Below are 16,119 nucleotides of genomic sequence, written 5' to 3'. Positions count from 1 at the left end.
GCCCAGAAAACTTGCTACGAACGCATTGCTCCCTGGATGGATGAACTCTTTGGTGAGGCAACGGTTGCTTTTGAAGATGAACCTTTGTTTATCATTACCATTGGCTCGGCCGTGGCCTCTACCCGTGTGGTCTCATGGGGTGATAATGAGGCCCTGATTACCACACGGTCCTACGTAGTTACTGATGTGGATGCGACGCCAGAACTGACGTATTATCTGCTGAGGGCCAATGATAATATCCTGTTTGGGCGTTTTGCGCTCGACAGTGAAGACGATATTGTGTTTGAACATAGCCTGGTTGGGTCCACCTGCGATCGCATCGAACTCAAGCATTCTGTCACCACCGTTGTCCGTCTTGCCGACGATTATGATGATGAAATCGTCGCCCGTTGGGGCGGCAAACGTGCCCTTGATCGCTGGGCATCACCCGATTCTAGAAACTGATCTAGCAGTTCTCAGGCTTCTCTAAAGACTTTTCCTGCGGACCTGAGCAAAAAAGGGACCGGCATTCAGTGCCGGTCCCCCTTATCGGTTAACTGGGGTCAGAAAAACATCTGATGCCCTATTGATGCTTACTTAGTGGCCTACACCGCAGTAGGTAAAGCCCGCGTCTTCCAGAGTCTTACGATCTAGGAAATTGCGTCCATCAATTAGATTAGGCGTATTCATCAGACTCGCCATTTTGGCATAGTCTAAATCCTGAAACTGTGCCCAGTCGGTGACGAGAACGAGTGCATCACAGCCATCGGCGAGTCGCTCGACATCTGTTTCTACGATCACACCGGTCATGCCATTGCGCATACCGCTTTGGGAAACAATCGGGTCATAGGCTTTAACCTTGGCTCCCAAACGATTGAGATGCTCAATCAAGATCAGCGAAGGCGCATCCCGCATATCATCGGTATCCGGCTTGAATGTTAATCCCAGCAGACCAACGGTCTTACCCTTCAAGATTTTTAGCATTTGCTGCAGCTTCTCGAGAGAAAGTAGCCGCTGCCGAGTATTCACATCAATGGTGGCTCTGAGCAGCTCTGCCTCATAGCCATAGTCATCAGCCGTATGCAGCAGGGCGGAGACATCTTTGGGGAAGCAAGATCCCCCCCAGCCAATGCCGGCCTGTAAGAACTTGCTGCCAATGCGGGAATCTAGGCCAATGCCTTGGGCCACTTGAACGACGTCAGCACCGACGCGATCGCAAATATTGGCAACTTCATTAATAAAGCTAATCTTAGTCGCCAAAAACGCGTTGGAAGCATACTTGACCATCTCTGCCGAACTCAGGTCTGTGACCAAAACAGGCACCTGAGGCGCAGACTGATCTTCCGCAAATTGGCGTTCCACAATGGGCTCATAAAGCTCTTTCATCATGGCAATGGCTTTGGGATTGCTACCACCCAATACAATCCGGTCAGGATTGAAGGTATCATACACAGCCGAACCCTCGCGCAAAAACTCAGGGTTGCTGACTACATCAAATAGGGGGGCTTCTGGCTTAGTTGCAGGCGCACCCGCACCAACCGGCACCTGCTGACGCTCAGCAATGCCATCCATCACAATCATGTGTACCCAGTCACCCGAACCAATGGGCACGGTGGACTTGTTGACAATCACCTTATAGCCACCATCGAGGTGTTCACCAATACCACGAGCAACGGCTTCAACATAGCGAGTATCACTTTCGCCCGTGGGTAATGGTGGTGTACCAACGGCAATAAAGAGAATGTCGCCATGGGCTACCCCCGCACCCAGATCGGTGGAAAACGTCAGACGACCCGCCTCCATAGACGATTGCATCAGCTCAGACAGCCCTGGCTCAAAAATAGGGGATTGCCCTGACTGCATCAGTTTGACTTTTTCCTCGTTATTGTCAATACAAATAACGTCATGGCCGATATGGGACAGACAGACACCTGTGACTAGACCGACATAGCCCGTACCAATAACACAAACCCGCATATAAAGACTCCTTACTTAAATATCGAATCCGGTGAAATTAACTCTAAGTGGTATTTTTTTACCCAAATCCAGGTTCTTAACTAAAGCTGTGCCAAGAACCTGGCTCAGAAGATAGGAAAACAGGAAAACGTTTCAACCAGCTGCAATGAACAAAATCGATTAAGACGATGATGCTGCCTTGGCCTGTACTGCCAGTTTACCCGCTGCATCTAGACGAGAGCGAAAGTCCGCAATAGTTAACTCTAAGCCTTCCTCTAAAGGTACCTTGGGCTCCCAACCCAGCATGGTTTTAGCCTTGGTAATATCGGGCTGACGACGGCGAGGATCATCCTGAGGCAGGGGCTCATACTTGAGGTCGGTGTCGGGATTAACCATCTTCTGAATGGATTGGGCCAGTTCTAAGATGGTGTACTCACCTGGGTTACCCAAATTCATCGGCCCAATGTAATCGTTGTTCATCAGTCGAATAAATCCGTCGACCAAGTCAGATACGTAGCAAAAACTCCGGGTTTGTGACCCGTCGCCATATACGGTTAGTGGAGTCCCCTGCAGGGCCTGCACGATAAAATTACTGACTACCCGGCCATCATTTTCCAGCATGCGAGGGCCGTAGGTATTAAAGATCCGCACAACTCGAATATCCACATCATTTTGACGGTGATAATCAAATGCTAGGGTTTCAGCCACGCGCTTACCTTCGTCATAGCAGCTGCGAATACCGATGGTGTTGACACTACCCCGATATTCTTCAGGCTGGGGATGGACTTCAGGATCGCCATACACTTCCGAGGTGGAAGCTAAGAAAAAGCGAGCTTTCACCCGTTTGGCCAAACCCAGCATATTTAAGGTGCCCATCACATTGGTTTTGATGGTTTTGACCGGGTTGTACTGATAATGTACTGGCGAAGCCGGACAGGCCAAATGATAAATTTGGTCAACTTCTAGGCGAATTGGTTCAGTCACATCATGGCGAATTAGCTCAAAGTTAGGGTGGTTCAACCACTGCAATACATTTTGCTTACGGCCTGTGTAAAAGTTATCCAGGCAGATAACTTCATGGTTATCCGCCATTAGACGATCAATCAAATGAGAACCAATAAAACCGGCTCCACCGGTAATTAAAATTCGCATAATACCTTTGAACTAATAAGACACCAATAGGGAACGCTAGTCCACCTAATTTTTCTAAGATAGTTATCTTGGGATTAATAGGTTGGATATAACGTTCAACAACAATCTTGAGTAAAATGCACGTGTAGGACAGCTAACGCCGATAGCGGACTGCCTGACCATATATAGATGCGGTTGAACACAGCTTCAATATGTTTGCAATGTAACAAAGTTTTCTACTGTGGGGACTGCCTAGCATCGACATTCACTACAACTTCAAATCTTTTTTACAGGAATACCCAAAAATTGCCTAAAGCTACCAGAAATCCAGTTAAAGATGCTGTTAATTTGCCAGTGTAAAAATCGGTATAGCTAAAAATCGAGGCAGCTAAGGGATAAGGATTTTATAAGGTCTAAAAATTTATGTCTGCAGAGGTTGCCATGGAACGCCTGTACGTTCACAAAAATAGGCCTAATTGAATCTTTATTCCTACAGTTTAGCTAATACATCCAGATCGGCTTTGATCCAATCAATACCTGATTTAGTGCCCTGGCGGTCATAGATATCACTGGCGGTCACAAAGTCGGCGACTGCATTTTGCTTTTTGTCTAGGTTGGCCTGGGCTCTGGCCCGGTTGTGGAATCCTTCAGCCAGTGTTGGTTCGTAATTAACTACGCGCGAAAAACACTCAATCGAGCGAGCATAGGCCCGCTCTCGATACGCTAATACTCCTTGATTGAACTGATGGCGTGCTTCTCCCCCGATGGGAACTGATAAGTCTGTAATGGGTGTGGTAAAAGGAATGCGCTGTCCTAAGGGCCGGATCGTGGTGGTTGCGATCTCACCCCCCCCAATTCCTAAAATTAGGACTACAACTACTAACACAACCCATCCATTACTTGAAACGTCCATAATTCCCCATGTTTACTTCACTGCCCTGTTGGCGCGAATTTAAAGTTTGCTTTGCACAGCGGATAACCCCACTGGAGCTATCAATAAATCCTTCTATAATCCTGTTTCTCCCATGGAGTCTGTGAAAACTTCTAATAGCTCTGGTGGAACCTTAAAGCCTCTATCAATAAAATAGCCGAGGTAACCTTGACTAACGTGATGACTAACAGCCTTATAGAATCTTTACTTTTAACATTGAGTACCCATTCGTAGGCAAGACGGCGAAGACTTACGATAAAATGCTCGTAACTATGAACTTTTAAATAAATACTATGAACTTATTACTAGTTGCTAGAATTTCATGAGGTTCATTCCAGGTAGTTTGGTTAGCAGCAGAACCAATCGCCTGTCTCAATCCAGTTGCTTAGCCCAGTCATCGATCATTCAGAGGATAGTTAATGCCTGTAATGTTTCCCGGCATGAACCCTTATCTGGAACATCCCGACCTTTGGCCTGAAATACATCCGCAGTTTGTCTCTGCATTGGCCAACCTTCTACAGAAGGAATTAACTGACCGATACAACGTCATTATTCGCAAACGGGTCTATCGGGTCAGCGGCGAAGACAGCATTGTTGTGGGTCATCCCTCTAAAGATACCGGTTCAGGCACCAATGACCCCGACTCCCAGCAGCCGATTCCCACCTACATAGCCGTTCCTCAAACAATTCAGGAAGACTACATCGAGATCCTTGATCACAAAGTTGGCACGACGGTAACTATTGTCGAAACCCTGACGCCGCAGAAAAAACGGCCAGGACGGGGGCGTGAAAATTATGAGCAGCGCTGCGAGGCTATTTTTGGGGGCGATACCCATTTTGTTGAAATTGATCTGCTGCGGGGTTGGGAGCCTATTTCTGCCTATGGTCCCAGCGATATGGATTATCGAGTATTAGTCAGTCGTAGCAATCAGCGTCCCAAGGCTGAAATGTATACCTGGCAAGTTGATGCCCCCATGCCGCCGCTGACATTACCCATCAGCCGCCCTCAAGATGGTGAAGGCGCTCAAGCTAGCTGTACCGTTGATCTCAAGCAAGCCCTTGATGATGCTTGTGCCGGGTCTACCTACGATTTCTCAATTAATTATGAGCGGGATCCAATCCCCCCGCTGCATCCAGAGGCGAATCAGTGGTTAGCCACATTGCTAGAACAGGCCGGTTTACGGCAAGCGGCCCCGATCACAAACCGATATGATGAAGATAAGCTTAAAAAACGTAGCGCACATCTGCAGGCATGACCGGCCAAACTATCAACCCCTCCGCAAAATTAGCTGATTTAGATTCTCCTATTCCTGCTGGTGCTCCATCTGATTCCAGTTGTATCAAGCAACCTCTAAAAAAAATCTGGAACTGGCGAGGCTACGACATTCAGTACACTGTGGCTGGCCAGGGGGTGCCTCTGGTGCTGATCCATGGTTTTGGGGCATCCATTGGTCACTGGCGTAAGAATATTCCTGTTTTGGCCGCCTCAGGCTATCAAGTCTATGCGCTTGATTTGCTGGGGTTTGGGGGGTCTGAAAAACCAGCTTTAGACTATTCGTTAGATCTGTGGGAAGTCTTACTGCGGGATTTTTGGCGACATCATATCCGCGTCCCCGCTGTTTTTGTTGGTAATTCTATCGGTGGGCTGCTGGTTCTAATGACCCTGGCTAATTCCCCCCACATCGCTCAAGGGGGGGTACTGCTCAACTGTGCCGGTAGTCTCAACCATCGGCCTGAAGACTTGCCCCGTGCCTTAGGGGTGGTGATGGGTCTATTTGGCAAGGTGGTGAGTTCGCCAGTCCTTGGGCCTCTGATTTTTTCCCAGGTACGTCGGCGATTTCGAATTCGCGGTGCCCTAAAGCAGGTCTATGGAAATCGCGATGCCATTACGCCAGAACTTGTAGAACTCTTGTATCAACCTTCCTGTGATTTTGGTGCACAGAAAGTGTTTGCTTCAATTTTAACTGGGCCTCCGGGACCACGACCCAGTGAGCTAATACCCCAGATTCAGCACCCGCTGCTGGTGCTTTGGGGTGAGATCGATCCCTGGACTCCGATTCAAGGGGCTACGCTCTATCAGGCTATGGCTGATGATCCAGATCAGACTGTGACGTTTCAATCGCTTCCAGATACGGGACATTGTCCCCATGATGAGCGTCCAGAAATTGTTAACCAGTTAATTTTGGAGTGGCTTAACACTCAAATTAGTTAGCGTCCTAAGGAGAGTTATATGCACCGCAATCTATATTGTCACTGCCTTTTTAGCTGCAGCTAGAGCAAGGCATTTTCATCAAGGATAAATAGTGTGAGAGACTCTTCTCCATTGGGGACAACCGTTACATGGCTAGCTATACCAAGGGTATCGGATTGACGATAGGTCTGTGGTAATAGTCTGATTTGTTCTCGCTGTACATCCATCAGGTTAGGTGCTGCTGTGACCGGAATAGCCACTAAATTCTCCCCATGGGAGTTGATGATCACAAAATACCCAGGCTCACCAGTAATGGGGACATTAAATAGCTTGCGATGTAAATCCATCACAACTACGGTATGGCCATCTATGTGGGTTAAGCCTGTGGGGCCTAGTCCACTGCTATGGATCGCAGAACGATTAACGACTTTGTAAACTGTCTCAATGCGACAGGCCAGGGTCAGTTTACCGATGTTTATTACAATGAGCCTCAGGCTTGCGGCGACAGGAATTGAAGATGTCATGGGTGCCGTTGTAAAAGAGTTGCGATCGCACCTACAAAGTCTTTTTCAATGTAGGGCTTTGTAAAGTAATCGGTAGCCCCCAGGTGTTTAGCTAGGTTGCGATGCTTATGATTGCCGCGTGATGTCAGCATTATGGTGGGAATATCAGCCCATGCCACGTTAGTCCGCCGCTGACTCAAAAATTCAAACCCATTGAGACGCGGCATTTCCACATCACAAATGATCAGCTCAGGCAGAACTCCACGCTTTAACTGTTCCAGACCATCACGGCCATCCTTAGCCTGCAAAACCCGATACCCAGCCTTGTGTAAGGTTAAGGCTAACGTTCGCCGTAGTGCCGACGAATCGTCAATAATCATAACAGTTTGAGCCTGCTGAGGCTGGGTAGATGGCCTAAAAGATTGCTCAGCCTCAGCAGGCTCAAACTGCACTAATGCAGTGCTATCGATTACCGGTACCAAACTTCCATCTGCCAAGACAGTGCAGCCATTGATATAACCCGGTGCGACAATAGCTTTACCCATAGGTTTAATCACCAGCTCCTGCTCGGTCACAATCTGTTCTAAGCCGAGTGCTAATCTACCCTGACCCTGCTGGATAATCAGCATGATGTTTCCCTTGTTGCGCTGTCTTGCTTGCAGCTCCTGGGGCAATTGGTCTGGCATCTGACACTGATAGCTCAATAACTCAGCCATTTCATAGATTGGAATCAGCTGATCGCGCCAGTGAAGAAACTGCTTGCCCCCAGACTGTTTTAGCTGGGCATCGACGGGACGTAAAATCTCCTCAATGCTGTCAGAAGCAAGGGCTACCGCCGTACTACCAACATTGCCAACCACCAATTTAGTCAGTGTTAGTGTGAGGGGGATTTTGAGAGAAAATACGGTCCCCTTATCCTGATGTGTTGTTAGCGATAGTTTGCCATTAAACGACTGTAAACTATCGCGCACAACATCTAGCCCTACACCACGACCTGAAAGTTCACTCACCTCCCTCGCTGTCGAAAACCCTGGTTCAAAGATCAGTTCTTGAATGCGTTGCTTTGATATTGTTGCAAGCTGTTCTGGGGAAAGTAGCTGTGCTTCGATTGCCCGCTGAGCAATTATATCGAAATCTAACCCTCGACCATCATCTTCCACTTCCACCACTGTGTAATTGCCCTGGTGATACGCGCGAATTTCAATCGTCCCCTGTTTAGGCTTGCCTAAACGCTGGCGTTCTTCTGGAGTCTCAATGCCGTGGTCAAACGCATTGCGCAACAGATGTAGTAGCGGATCGTAGAGCTTCTCCAGCATGACTCGATCAACCAACACCTCTGTTCCTGTTAGTGTTAGTTGGACCGGTTTTTGATAGGTTGTTGCTAACTCTCGGATCACCCGAGGAAATCGCTTTAAAACCCGGTCTAAGGGTACCATCCGCGACCACATTAGTTCATCTCGTAGCTGGTCCAGCGTACGCCGTTGATGCTCTAGCAATTGGTTTGATTGTCCGGCAAATAGACCGACATCCTCAATCGATTCTGCTAGCTGAAAGACCTCTTCTAAAACACCTTCTAACAGCGAATTGATTTCGCTATAGCTGTCCATTTCTAGGGTGTCAAATGTAGTTTCTCCAGTGCTGCGAGTTACTCCAGCTCTTTGCCTCTCAGGAGAGATTAAGAGCTGATCTGACACGGATTGCAGTTGTTTGACAATAATCCTAAAGGACGAAAATCGCCGTCCTAGCCTATGCACGGTACGCTGAAACTGATCGTTTTGTAGGGAGAGACTATTCCGATTAATCGCCAGTTCTCCTACTAGGTTGTCCATCCGTTCTAAACGTTCCAATGCGACTTTAGCGGATAGCCTTGAGGATGATGGGGATTTTGCCGGAGATTTTATCGGAGGTTTTGGCGGTGCTGCAGTCGGTGTTGGCTCAGGCTCCAGCGTCGGTAATGAGTCATAGACATTATTAATAAAAGCAACAGCCGCTGCAGCATCATCGGGACTATCTGCTTCTTCAAGCTGATCAGGGATGTTGTTAGTATCATCTTCCTCTGCTCCGTGGGGTGGCCAAGCATCTATTAGCTCTGCCGATGGTGTATCTGCCACCACAGATTCGAAATCAGTGACTTCAACGTCTAATGGGGCTTCAGCATCACCCCATATATCTGTTAAGGCATCGATTACTGTGGAGGGGGCGGCCTCTGCTTGCTCATCGATCCGTTCCACTGAGGGAAAGTCGATAGCCTCTATGGACCATATTTCCTCTAAGGTTGAAAGCTGCTCAGCGGTATCGTTGCTGAGCGCAGCTGGGTCAGTGACCGGTGTTAGGTCATAATTAGTTGTTTCATCCAGCGCCTCAAGATCTAGATCAGCTAAATCAAACATATCGATGGGGTCGACTCCATCGCTGTGGGTAGGCTCAGCCTGGTTTGCGATCGCACCGCTGGCCAAGGCGCACAAAATATCGGAGGGCTGAGTAACGGCTCCCCGTTCTCCTGCTAGAACTGCCGTACGCGCATTATCTACATTGAGCACTATCTGCTCAATGACTGCTCTAGGTCGATGACGCTGTCTGTCGGCTGCTGCTTGGGCCGTGGCCATCAGTGCAGTAAAGCCAGGCAGGTCTACCAGTTCAGCAAATCCCACCAACACCTCAATCTGGGTCTGTAGCTCTTGGGCACAGTCATAGTCTTGAGGGTGAGCCAATAGCTGCCGTAGTCTGGTCAACACATCTGCCACATCCACCTCAAAAATTGAGGCCACAATATCCACACCCAGATCGGCTGCACTGGGCATAAAACTATCGGTCTGATCGAGTGCTGGTCCCAGACAGTCTTCTAACTCGCTAAAAACAGCATTAAATGCAGCTAGAGCCTGTGGCTCGTTAAACGTGCCGTTGTCAATTTGTGACTGTAGTGGATGACGTAGGCAGTCATAGGCCCGCAGTAGCAGAGTTTCTAGCTTCTCATCCACCACCACTGTATCGCTGTACAACGCTTTAAATGCATCTTCTAAACGATGGGCAATGGTTTTAATGACCTCTAATTCGACACTGGCGGCACCGCCTTTAATGGAGTGGGCCGCGCGCATGATTTCATGCACCTTTTGCACGCTGGTATCTGAGCGCAGATTTAACAATCCGGTTTCAATGATGTCTAATAGCTCAGACGCTTCTTCAATAAAAAATTGATAGGCCTGATCGCGAATATCGGGATCGATGGTCATGATGTATGGGTCGGGCCATTAAGGTCAAAGGAATAACGATGCAGGACAACCTAGCTCACCTTAAACTGACGCACACTCTCCTGAAGAGATTGGGAAATATCTAACAATTCTCTAAAGGATGTGGAAACCTGATTGGCATCAGCGGATGTTTTTTGGGCAATATCAGCCACATCTTTCATTACCTTAGTGACACTTTTTGAACTCTCAGACTGGGAAAGGGTGGCCTGGGTAATGGAACTCACCAATGTCTTCATCTCGGTGGTAACTTGAGCAATATTGTTTAGACTTTCGCGGGTTTCGTCTACCAGCTGTGTCCCTAAAACTACCTGCTCTGTACCTGTTTCCATCGCTTCGACCACTTCATTGGTCTCCGCTTGAATGTCAGCAACTAGATTTTCAATTTCTGTCGTTGCATCTGCTGATTGTCTTGCTAGCGATCTTACTTCATCCGCAACTACAGCAAATCCTCGTCCCTCTTCGCCCGCACGGGCAGCCTCAATGGATGCGTTTAGAGCTAATAAATTTGTTTGTGCTGCAAATTCATTAATGAGATTTACCACACCAGAAATCTTTTGAGAGGATTCTCCTAACCGTTTTACTTTTTTAGCTGTCGCTGCCACCGTTTCACGAATAGCCAGAATCCCTTCTACAGTGCGGTCCATAGCCGCGTCACTGGAGGCTACCGTAACGGTAGTTTGTTTAACGATAGCTTCGGCTTGATCTGCGTTAGCGGCAACTGCTTGGATGGATGCAACTACTTGATCTAACTGCTCTAAGGCCGCTGTAATCTCTTGAGCTTGCTGGAGGGCTGCTAGGGAAAGGGATTGCACTGAGGACTCATTTTGACTGGCCGTAGTTGTTACTTGCTGTGAAGCCGTCTGCACCTGTCCTACAATTTTTTTCAGGCTACTAATGGTGGCATTGTAGGAGTCAGCAATGGTGCCGATTTCATCAGCTGTTACCTGTGCTCTGACCGTGAGGTCGCCCTGACTCACCGGATCTACTTCTAGCATCAGTTCTAGGGCGCGTCTCTGTAGGCCTTCTTTGAGTGCTTTCTGTTCCGCTGCTAGTGTGGAAAACTGTTGTACGGTCATTAAAATACCCAACTGCCGACCTAGTTGGGTACAGAAGCTAATTTCTGGAGCTGTCCAGATGTGGAGTCCTTGGATATGGTGAATTGTCAACAACCCAAATAGGCGCTCCTGACTCACCACGGGTACCACTAAAGCAGACTTAACCAGAAGTACCTGCCATCGCTGTCGCAATCCATCAGCCAAATCGGCGATGGCTATATCATCGGCAATCAATAGCTGACCATCCGTGTAGTTCTCGATCTCAGTTTGAGAAACGACTAAGGGAGGGATTGTCTCATCAAAAATACTGGGTTGATTAGCCGTAATCGATTCATTTTGTTTGTGTACTTGATCGCCTTCAAAACGCGATACGATAACGCGATCGCAACGCAGAAATGTCCGTACCTGCTCCACAAAGAGATTGAGTTGGATCTGATTATTTTCACTATCTAGATCACCGGTAATGGATGTAGCTGCGGCCACCAACTTAGACTGCTGTGCTGACGTCTGTTGCTCGTGATTAAATTGTTTCAGTTGCTCAGCCATTTGATTGATGTTGCCCCCTAGCTGGGCGATCTCATCTTGTCCTGCAACGTCTAGACGGGTGCGTAGGTCGCCTTTACCAATTTTATTAACGACATCAGCTGCTTTTAAAATGGGCTGCGTAAAGCGACGTGTGGCCCAGATAGCTAAGCCTGTGGCGACACCAGCGGCGGCTAATGTTCCTAGTGCGATCGCAAAAAACAATCGACGCTGAGATGCCTGCAACAATGCTAAGTCAACTGTGGTCACCGCACTCCAATTCAAATTTGGTAGACCATCTATTGAATCAAATGGGGCAAAAGCCATAACCTCCTGATTATTTGTCAGGACGTTTTTCGTGTTCACGGTCTTCTCGAGATCACCACGAACAATACCAGTAACCTCAGGAAAAACATTGGCTAACGTTAAAACATCCACATCTACTGATTCAGCTAATTCAACCGGTTGACCAGTAGAATTCACAGGAATAATATAGCCAGCTGTAGGAGAGAGAAACACCTCACCAGCTTCACTGGCCAAATAAAAGTCGTGCCCAGCGTTGTCAAAGTTGCTTAAGATTGTTCTTATCGCCTCTACCGGAATCCGAGCCCTCACATAGCCCACCGGCTGTCCAGTCTTTTTGTCTTTAACTACAGAAGCAGCATAAACACTAAATTCACCGGAAGTAGTGGAAATCAGCGGCTGACTTAAAATGGCTCCATTGGCTGCCTTCGCTGCTTGTATATATGAGCGATTGAGGTGGTTAGTAAGCGGCTTACCTTGAGATGTTTGAGCGAGCGGATTACCGTAGAGATCAAAAAAAGCAATACTACTATAAATTTCCCCATAGGCATTCATCATCTGATCCAGAGTCTCTGCCTTCTGCTGGTTGGTCAGTGTTCCCCGTAACTGAGGGTCGGTAAAAATATCTAAATTAGCTAAAAATTGAATATCTGAATAACGCGCTTTCATAAAAGCATCCACAGCAAACTGTAGATCATTGACGCGGTCGTTTTCCTGCTCTTCTAATCTTTCCAGTGTGGTCTGATTAGCGATGTTGTAAGCAATAGCCCCCACACCAACTACTGGCAGGGTACCTAATAATATAGCCAGCAACGATGCCTTGGGTTTTAACCCCATACTTTGCCACCAGCCTTGTAGCTTACCCTGACGCGGTTGACTGGTTCGACGGGGCATTGCCTCCATTTGGGGTGTGGTCACCAAATTAGCAAATAACTCATCAGACTGAGCCAGTATAATTCTCTCTTTGTTGGAAGAATTACCACTACTGTCAGCTGGTTTCGGTGTGCTTAGCGTCATCAAAAGTACCTCAAGCTTAGATCATTTAATGGGAGTCTTGATAGACCTAGGTTGGCATGCGGTCAAATATGGCCGAACCGTCAAGTAAAGTCAGCATGTCTCCTGCTGCATTTAACCAATAGCCTCGTAAAAATGGTACCAACGAGTCAGAAACAGCAGTAGGAGACTGAATTTCGCCTAGAGGCAATAGCTCTATACCCTCTACTTGTCGAACCAACAGCCCCAGGTGTTGCTGTTCACCTGTTTCTACAGATGTTTGTTCCAACAGTAAGATGTTGTAGTGTGCAGGTTGTGCTATCTGCTGTTGCCAGGGGAAACTCTCTAATAAATGCCCTGTATCCACAATCCATAGGACTTCACCACGCCAGTTATAAACCCCCATAACCCAAGGGGGTAAATGGGGAATAGGTGTAACTTGTGTCGTCTCAATTTTCAAAACGGCTGCTAACTGGTCCACTGGCAACAGGGCTGTCATATCACTCAGTAAGTTAAACTTTAAAAACTGAGTTGTGGGTGATGACTGAGGTGTTACCGATGCGGACAGTTGCATAACGTTCAACGATTTTCAAATATTAGTTCAAACCCATGGCAAAGAACAAAAATTAACTAAAACATAAGTCTAACGAATGGTTCTAGTCGCTAAACTTGCCTAGTGGCCAATGAGTTGTTTAACAGTTTTAGATAACTCTGCTTGATCGATTGGCTTTGTTAGATAGGCATCCGCACCCTGCTTTTTACCCCAAAATTTATCCATATCTGTATCTTTCGTTGAACAAATAATGATTGGGATGCTACTTGTAGACTCCTCTGCTTTGAGATCACGACAGATTTCAAAGCCGCTGCGGTCAGGTAGTACTACATCTAAGACAATAATGTCGGGGGTTTGAATATCTAACTGAGCCATGGCATCAGTTCCATTCGTTGCTGTCATGACTGTTAAGCCATCCTGGACCAAACATTTGGCCAACATCTCTAATATAGTTTTAGAATCATCAACAACGAGCGCTATTCCCATGGATTTATCCCATTCCAATAAACAAAAAATTAGTCTGGGCAAACCTTAGAGTGAATGCCTAGAATACTCTACTATCAGTATTCCCTGCTATAAGAGCTGAGGGACAATTTCTATCTAAAGCAGCACAATAATCTTATTGTTTCAACAGTTCTATATCTCAACTGATGCCTGTTTTGAAAGCTGTCTCTCAACCACGGATAAAACCTGATGTGGATTAATGGGTTTACTCAGGAAGGCCGATGCTCCGACCATCCTGGCGCGTACTCGATCAATCATGCCGTCATTGCCCGTCAGAATAATAATGGGCGTTTCTTTAAAACAAGATATGCGGCGCAGCTGGCTGCAGATTTCATACCCATTCGTTCCAGGCATCACCAGATCAAGAAAGATGAGCGCAGGTTTTTTGGACAACAGGATAGCAATTGCCCTTAAAGGATCTTGGATACAGTGGGTTTGATAGTCTGCTGTTCCCAGAACCTTTTCCAAAGCTCGACAAATTGCTGGACTATCGTCGATACAAGCAACCAGAGGCCCCTTAGGAGATTGATCTGTCGTTTGGTTTGGGGACAATGGCGCTGCTAAATCATCAATTTCGATCAGCTCCACCGCTCCCTGCTGTACATGGGGTAATAGAGAGGCTGCAAGAGACACAATATCACGGTTGATTTTAACACTGAGATCTCTGAGGGTAAACTGTCCTGTGAGCATCAGCGTCAAGGTTCGATATAGGGGCTCGGGTACCTGTTTTTTAAGTTCTAGAGGATGGCGAATAATAGGGGCTAAATCAGGAGAACGCTCACTTAACTTGGCATCAAACCAAGCTTGCCAAAGTAATCTTGCCCTATGAATCATCGTCTCAGCATTCACCAACAAAAGCTGATTTGATAATTGATGATCAGGCTTTACCTGATAGACCACTTTACGAGTTTGACTAATGTCAAAGAAGACTTCTACTAAAATACTTTCAACAATTTGACTGATCTGTTCACGCGATATCTTTTGTTGGTTGTACCAAAACCCTAAAAGCTGATATTCCCAGCAGGATATATTCTTAGCGCCTTCCATGGTGAAAAGCTTTTGTAGTTCAGCTTTTAGGGTTGAGAGCTCTAGGTAAAGCTCGGGACAATAGCATTTGATGTAACGATACCAACGGCGCATTGCCTGTTTGCCACCTGTTACATAAAGCAAACGCCCCATGTAAAATTCAAATGTCCACTGAGTATTTTGGGCATCCAACTGTAACTGTCCATTGAACTGACTCTGTTTGAGGAGTCCAAAAAGCCGACTTTGTTTTGCTGCTGTAAAATCACTAATTGTAATAGCAGACTGTTGAGTGACCATTGATAGTGTCATTGCGTAGACAGGGTAAACAGACGAATGGTTCTGGTATTGGTTAATTCCCCATGACAGTTGATTAGTAGACTAGATAGCTGGTTCCACTTCTGTTTTCTCTTTTATTGTTCCGGCGTATGTGCAACCGGTTTTGTCACGGTGCTACTGGTGGCAGGAAAAAAACCATTGAGGGGCCAAACGCGTTGAGAGAAGTCTGGATAAGCTTCTAGACCATGTTCACTCAGATCTAATCCCATTGACTCTGCATGGGAAGAGACTCGCAGGCCAAATGCCTGCTGCAAAATAAACCAGCTAATCAGGGTGGTTGTACTGACAAAGATGGCTACAGTGGCGACACCTACTAGCTGAAGCAAGAAAGGCTGAATATTGCCACCGATCAAGAAACCAAGGGGGGGACCCGATAGCTCCGTATGCCAAGGATTGATCCCTGGACCAACACTAAACAGTCCAACTGCTAGCGTTCCCCAAATACCGCCGACTAAATGCACAGGCAGGGCACCAACAGGATCATCAATTTGCAGGCGATTGAATAGGCCGGATGCAAAAACGGCGAACATGCCTCCACCGAAACCAATAATAATTGCACTGGTGGGTGCTACGTAGGCACAGCTAGCGGTAATTGAAACTAGACCTGCTAGGGCGCCATTGATAATCATGCCAAGATCGGGTTTACTGGTCGCCAGCCAAGAGACAATCGCAGCGGCAACAGCCCCAGTCGAGGCTGATAGATTGGTGGTCAAGATAATACGGCTCGCCGCCGCCGGGTCGGCTGCCATACTAGAACCGGCATTAAAGCCAAACCAGCCGAACCAGAGAATTAGGCCGCCTAGGGTTGCGATCGCAAGATTATGCCCTGGGATTGCTCCTTGACTCCCTTGGTCATATCGCCCGATCCGTGGCCCCAACGACCAGGCC

At 47.3% G+C, this 16,119-nt stretch carries 13 protein-coding genes; 3 read left to right on the top strand and 10 right to left on the bottom strand.

From position 1 onward, the window contains the following. Nucleotides 1-444 (top strand): T3SS (YopN, CesT) and YbjN peptide-binding chaperone 1 (locus IQ260_RS14410; RefSeq protein ID WP_193993801.1); only part of this gene is annotated, 444 nt, incomplete at its 5' end. 132 nt (nucleotides 445-576) lie between these two features. Here the strand turns inward: IQ260_RS14410 and IQ260_RS14405 are convergent. The 3 genes from IQ260_RS14405 to IQ260_RS14395 all read right to left on the bottom strand — a co-directional run bounded on the left by IQ260_RS14405 (nucleotide 577) and on the right by IQ260_RS14395 (nucleotide 3,979). Next, nucleotides 577-1,956, bottom strand: coding sequence for a UDP-glucose dehydrogenase family protein (locus IQ260_RS14405; RefSeq protein ID WP_193993800.1), 1,380 nt, complete (start codon nucleotides 1,954-1,956; stop codon nucleotides 577-579). Nucleotides 1,957-2,115: 159 nt separating this feature from the next. Further along, entirely contained in the window at nucleotides 2,116-3,087 is a 972-nt protein-coding gene (locus tag IQ260_RS14400; RefSeq protein ID WP_193993799.1) for a UDP-glucuronic acid decarboxylase family protein, read from the bottom strand. Nucleotides 3,088-3,556: 469 nt separating this feature from the next. Next, complete coding sequence (locus IQ260_RS14395) at nucleotides 3,557-3,979, bottom strand: tetratricopeptide repeat protein (protein WP_193993798.1); 423 nt, start codon at nucleotides 3,977-3,979, stop codon at nucleotides 3,557-3,559. A 437-nt stretch (nucleotides 3,980-4,416) separates the two neighbouring features. Here IQ260_RS14395 and IQ260_RS14390 point away from each other — a divergent pair, with 437 nt between their 5' ends. After that, complete coding sequence (locus IQ260_RS14390) at nucleotides 4,417-5,253, top strand: DUF4058 family protein (RefSeq protein ID WP_193993797.1); 837 nt, start codon at nucleotides 4,417-4,419, stop codon at nucleotides 5,251-5,253. Beyond that, a complete protein-coding gene (locus IQ260_RS14385; RefSeq protein ID WP_193993796.1) occupies nucleotides 5,250-6,209 on the top strand; it encodes an alpha/beta fold hydrolase in 960 nt (319 codons plus the stop codon). Before IQ260_RS14390 ends, IQ260_RS14385 begins: the two co-directional genes overlap by 4 nt. A gap of 59 nt (nucleotides 6,210-6,268) precedes the next feature. Here IQ260_RS14385 and IQ260_RS14380 read toward each other — a convergent pair whose 3' ends face one another. The 7 genes from IQ260_RS14380 to IQ260_RS14350 form a co-directional block, all read right to left on the bottom strand. Then, nucleotides 6,269-6,712 carry a chemotaxis protein CheW gene (locus IQ260_RS14380; protein WP_193993795.1) on the bottom strand — a complete coding sequence of 148 codons (444 nt, stop codon included), beginning with the start codon at nucleotides 6,710-6,712 and terminating at the stop codon, nucleotides 6,269-6,271. Continuing rightward, nucleotides 6,709-9,921 (bottom strand): response regulator, encoded by a 3,213-nt coding sequence (locus tag IQ260_RS14375; RefSeq protein WP_193993794.1) that lies wholly within the window; start codon nucleotides 9,919-9,921, stop codon nucleotides 6,709-6,711. The genes IQ260_RS14380 and IQ260_RS14375 overlap by 4 nt, the downstream gene beginning before the upstream one ends. A gap of 50 nt (nucleotides 9,922-9,971) precedes the next feature. Then, complete coding sequence (locus IQ260_RS14370; protein WP_193993793.1) at nucleotides 9,972-12,836, bottom strand: methyl-accepting chemotaxis protein; 2,865 nt, start codon at nucleotides 12,834-12,836, stop codon at nucleotides 9,972-9,974. A gap of 46 nt (nucleotides 12,837-12,882) precedes the next feature. Then, entirely contained in the window at nucleotides 12,883-13,386 is a 504-nt protein-coding gene (locus IQ260_RS14365) for a chemotaxis protein CheW (protein ID WP_193993792.1), read from the bottom strand. Between the two features lie 99 nt (nucleotides 13,387-13,485). After that, nucleotides 13,486-13,869, bottom strand: a complete 384-nt coding sequence (locus IQ260_RS14360) for a response regulator transcription factor (RefSeq protein ID WP_322744965.1) — start codon at nucleotides 13,867-13,869, stop codon at nucleotides 13,486-13,488. A gap of 132 nt (nucleotides 13,870-14,001) precedes the next feature. Beyond that, nucleotides 14,002-15,204, bottom strand: coding sequence for a response regulator (locus IQ260_RS14355; RefSeq protein ID WP_228016090.1), 1,203 nt, complete (start codon nucleotides 15,202-15,204; stop codon nucleotides 14,002-14,004). 101 nt (nucleotides 15,205-15,305) lie between these two features. After that, on the bottom strand, nucleotides 15,306-16,119 hold an 814-nt coding region (locus IQ260_RS14350), incomplete at its 5' end, for an ammonium transporter (protein ID WP_407657739.1).

Source organism: Leptolyngbya cf. ectocarpi LEGE 11479, from assembly GCF_015207065.1.
GTDB classification, from domain to species: Bacteria; Cyanobacteriota; Cyanobacteriia; order Phormidesmidales; family Phormidesmidaceae; genus Leptothoe; species Leptothoe ectocarpi.
Note: the sequence above shows the minus strand (reverse complement) of the source record. Positions and strands in the feature narration are given on the sequence as shown.

Bases quoted from the DNA above. Each gene is read 5' to 3' on its own strand.
- IQ260_RS14395 (WP_193993798.1), bottom strand. From the start codon at position 3,979: ATGGACGTTTCAAGTAATGGATGGGTTGTGTTAGTAGTTGTAGTCCTA.
- IQ260_RS14365 (WP_193993792.1), bottom strand. From the start codon at position 13,386: ATGCAACTGTCCGCATCGGTAACACCTCAGTCATCACCCACAACTCAG.
- IQ260_RS14380 (WP_193993795.1), bottom strand. From the start codon at position 6,712: ATGACATCTTCAATTCCTGTCGCCGCAAGCCTGAGGCTCATTGTAATA.
- IQ260_RS14355 (WP_228016090.1), bottom strand. From the start codon at position 15,204: ATGACACTATCAATGGTCACTCAACAGTCTGCTATTACAATTAGTGAT.
- IQ260_RS14385 (WP_193993796.1), top strand. From the start codon at position 5,250: ATGACCGGCCAAACTATCAACCCCTCCGCAAAATTAGCTGATTTAGAT.
- IQ260_RS14405 (WP_193993800.1), bottom strand. From the start codon at position 1,956: ATGCGGGTTTGTGTTATTGGTACGGGCTATGTCGGTCTAGTCACAGGT.
- IQ260_RS14370 (WP_193993793.1), bottom strand. From the start codon at position 12,836: ATGACGCTAAGCACACCGAAACCAGCTGACAGTAGTGGTAATTCTTCC.
- IQ260_RS14390 (WP_193993797.1), top strand. From the start codon at position 4,417: ATGCCTGTAATGTTTCCCGGCATGAACCCTTATCTGGAACATCCCGAC.
- IQ260_RS14375 (WP_193993794.1), bottom strand. From the start codon at position 9,921: ATGACCATCGATCCCGATATTCGCGATCAGGCCTATCAATTTTTTATT.
- IQ260_RS14400 (WP_193993799.1), bottom strand. From the start codon at position 3,087: ATGCGAATTTTAATTACCGGTGGAGCCGGTTTTATTGGTTCTCATTTG.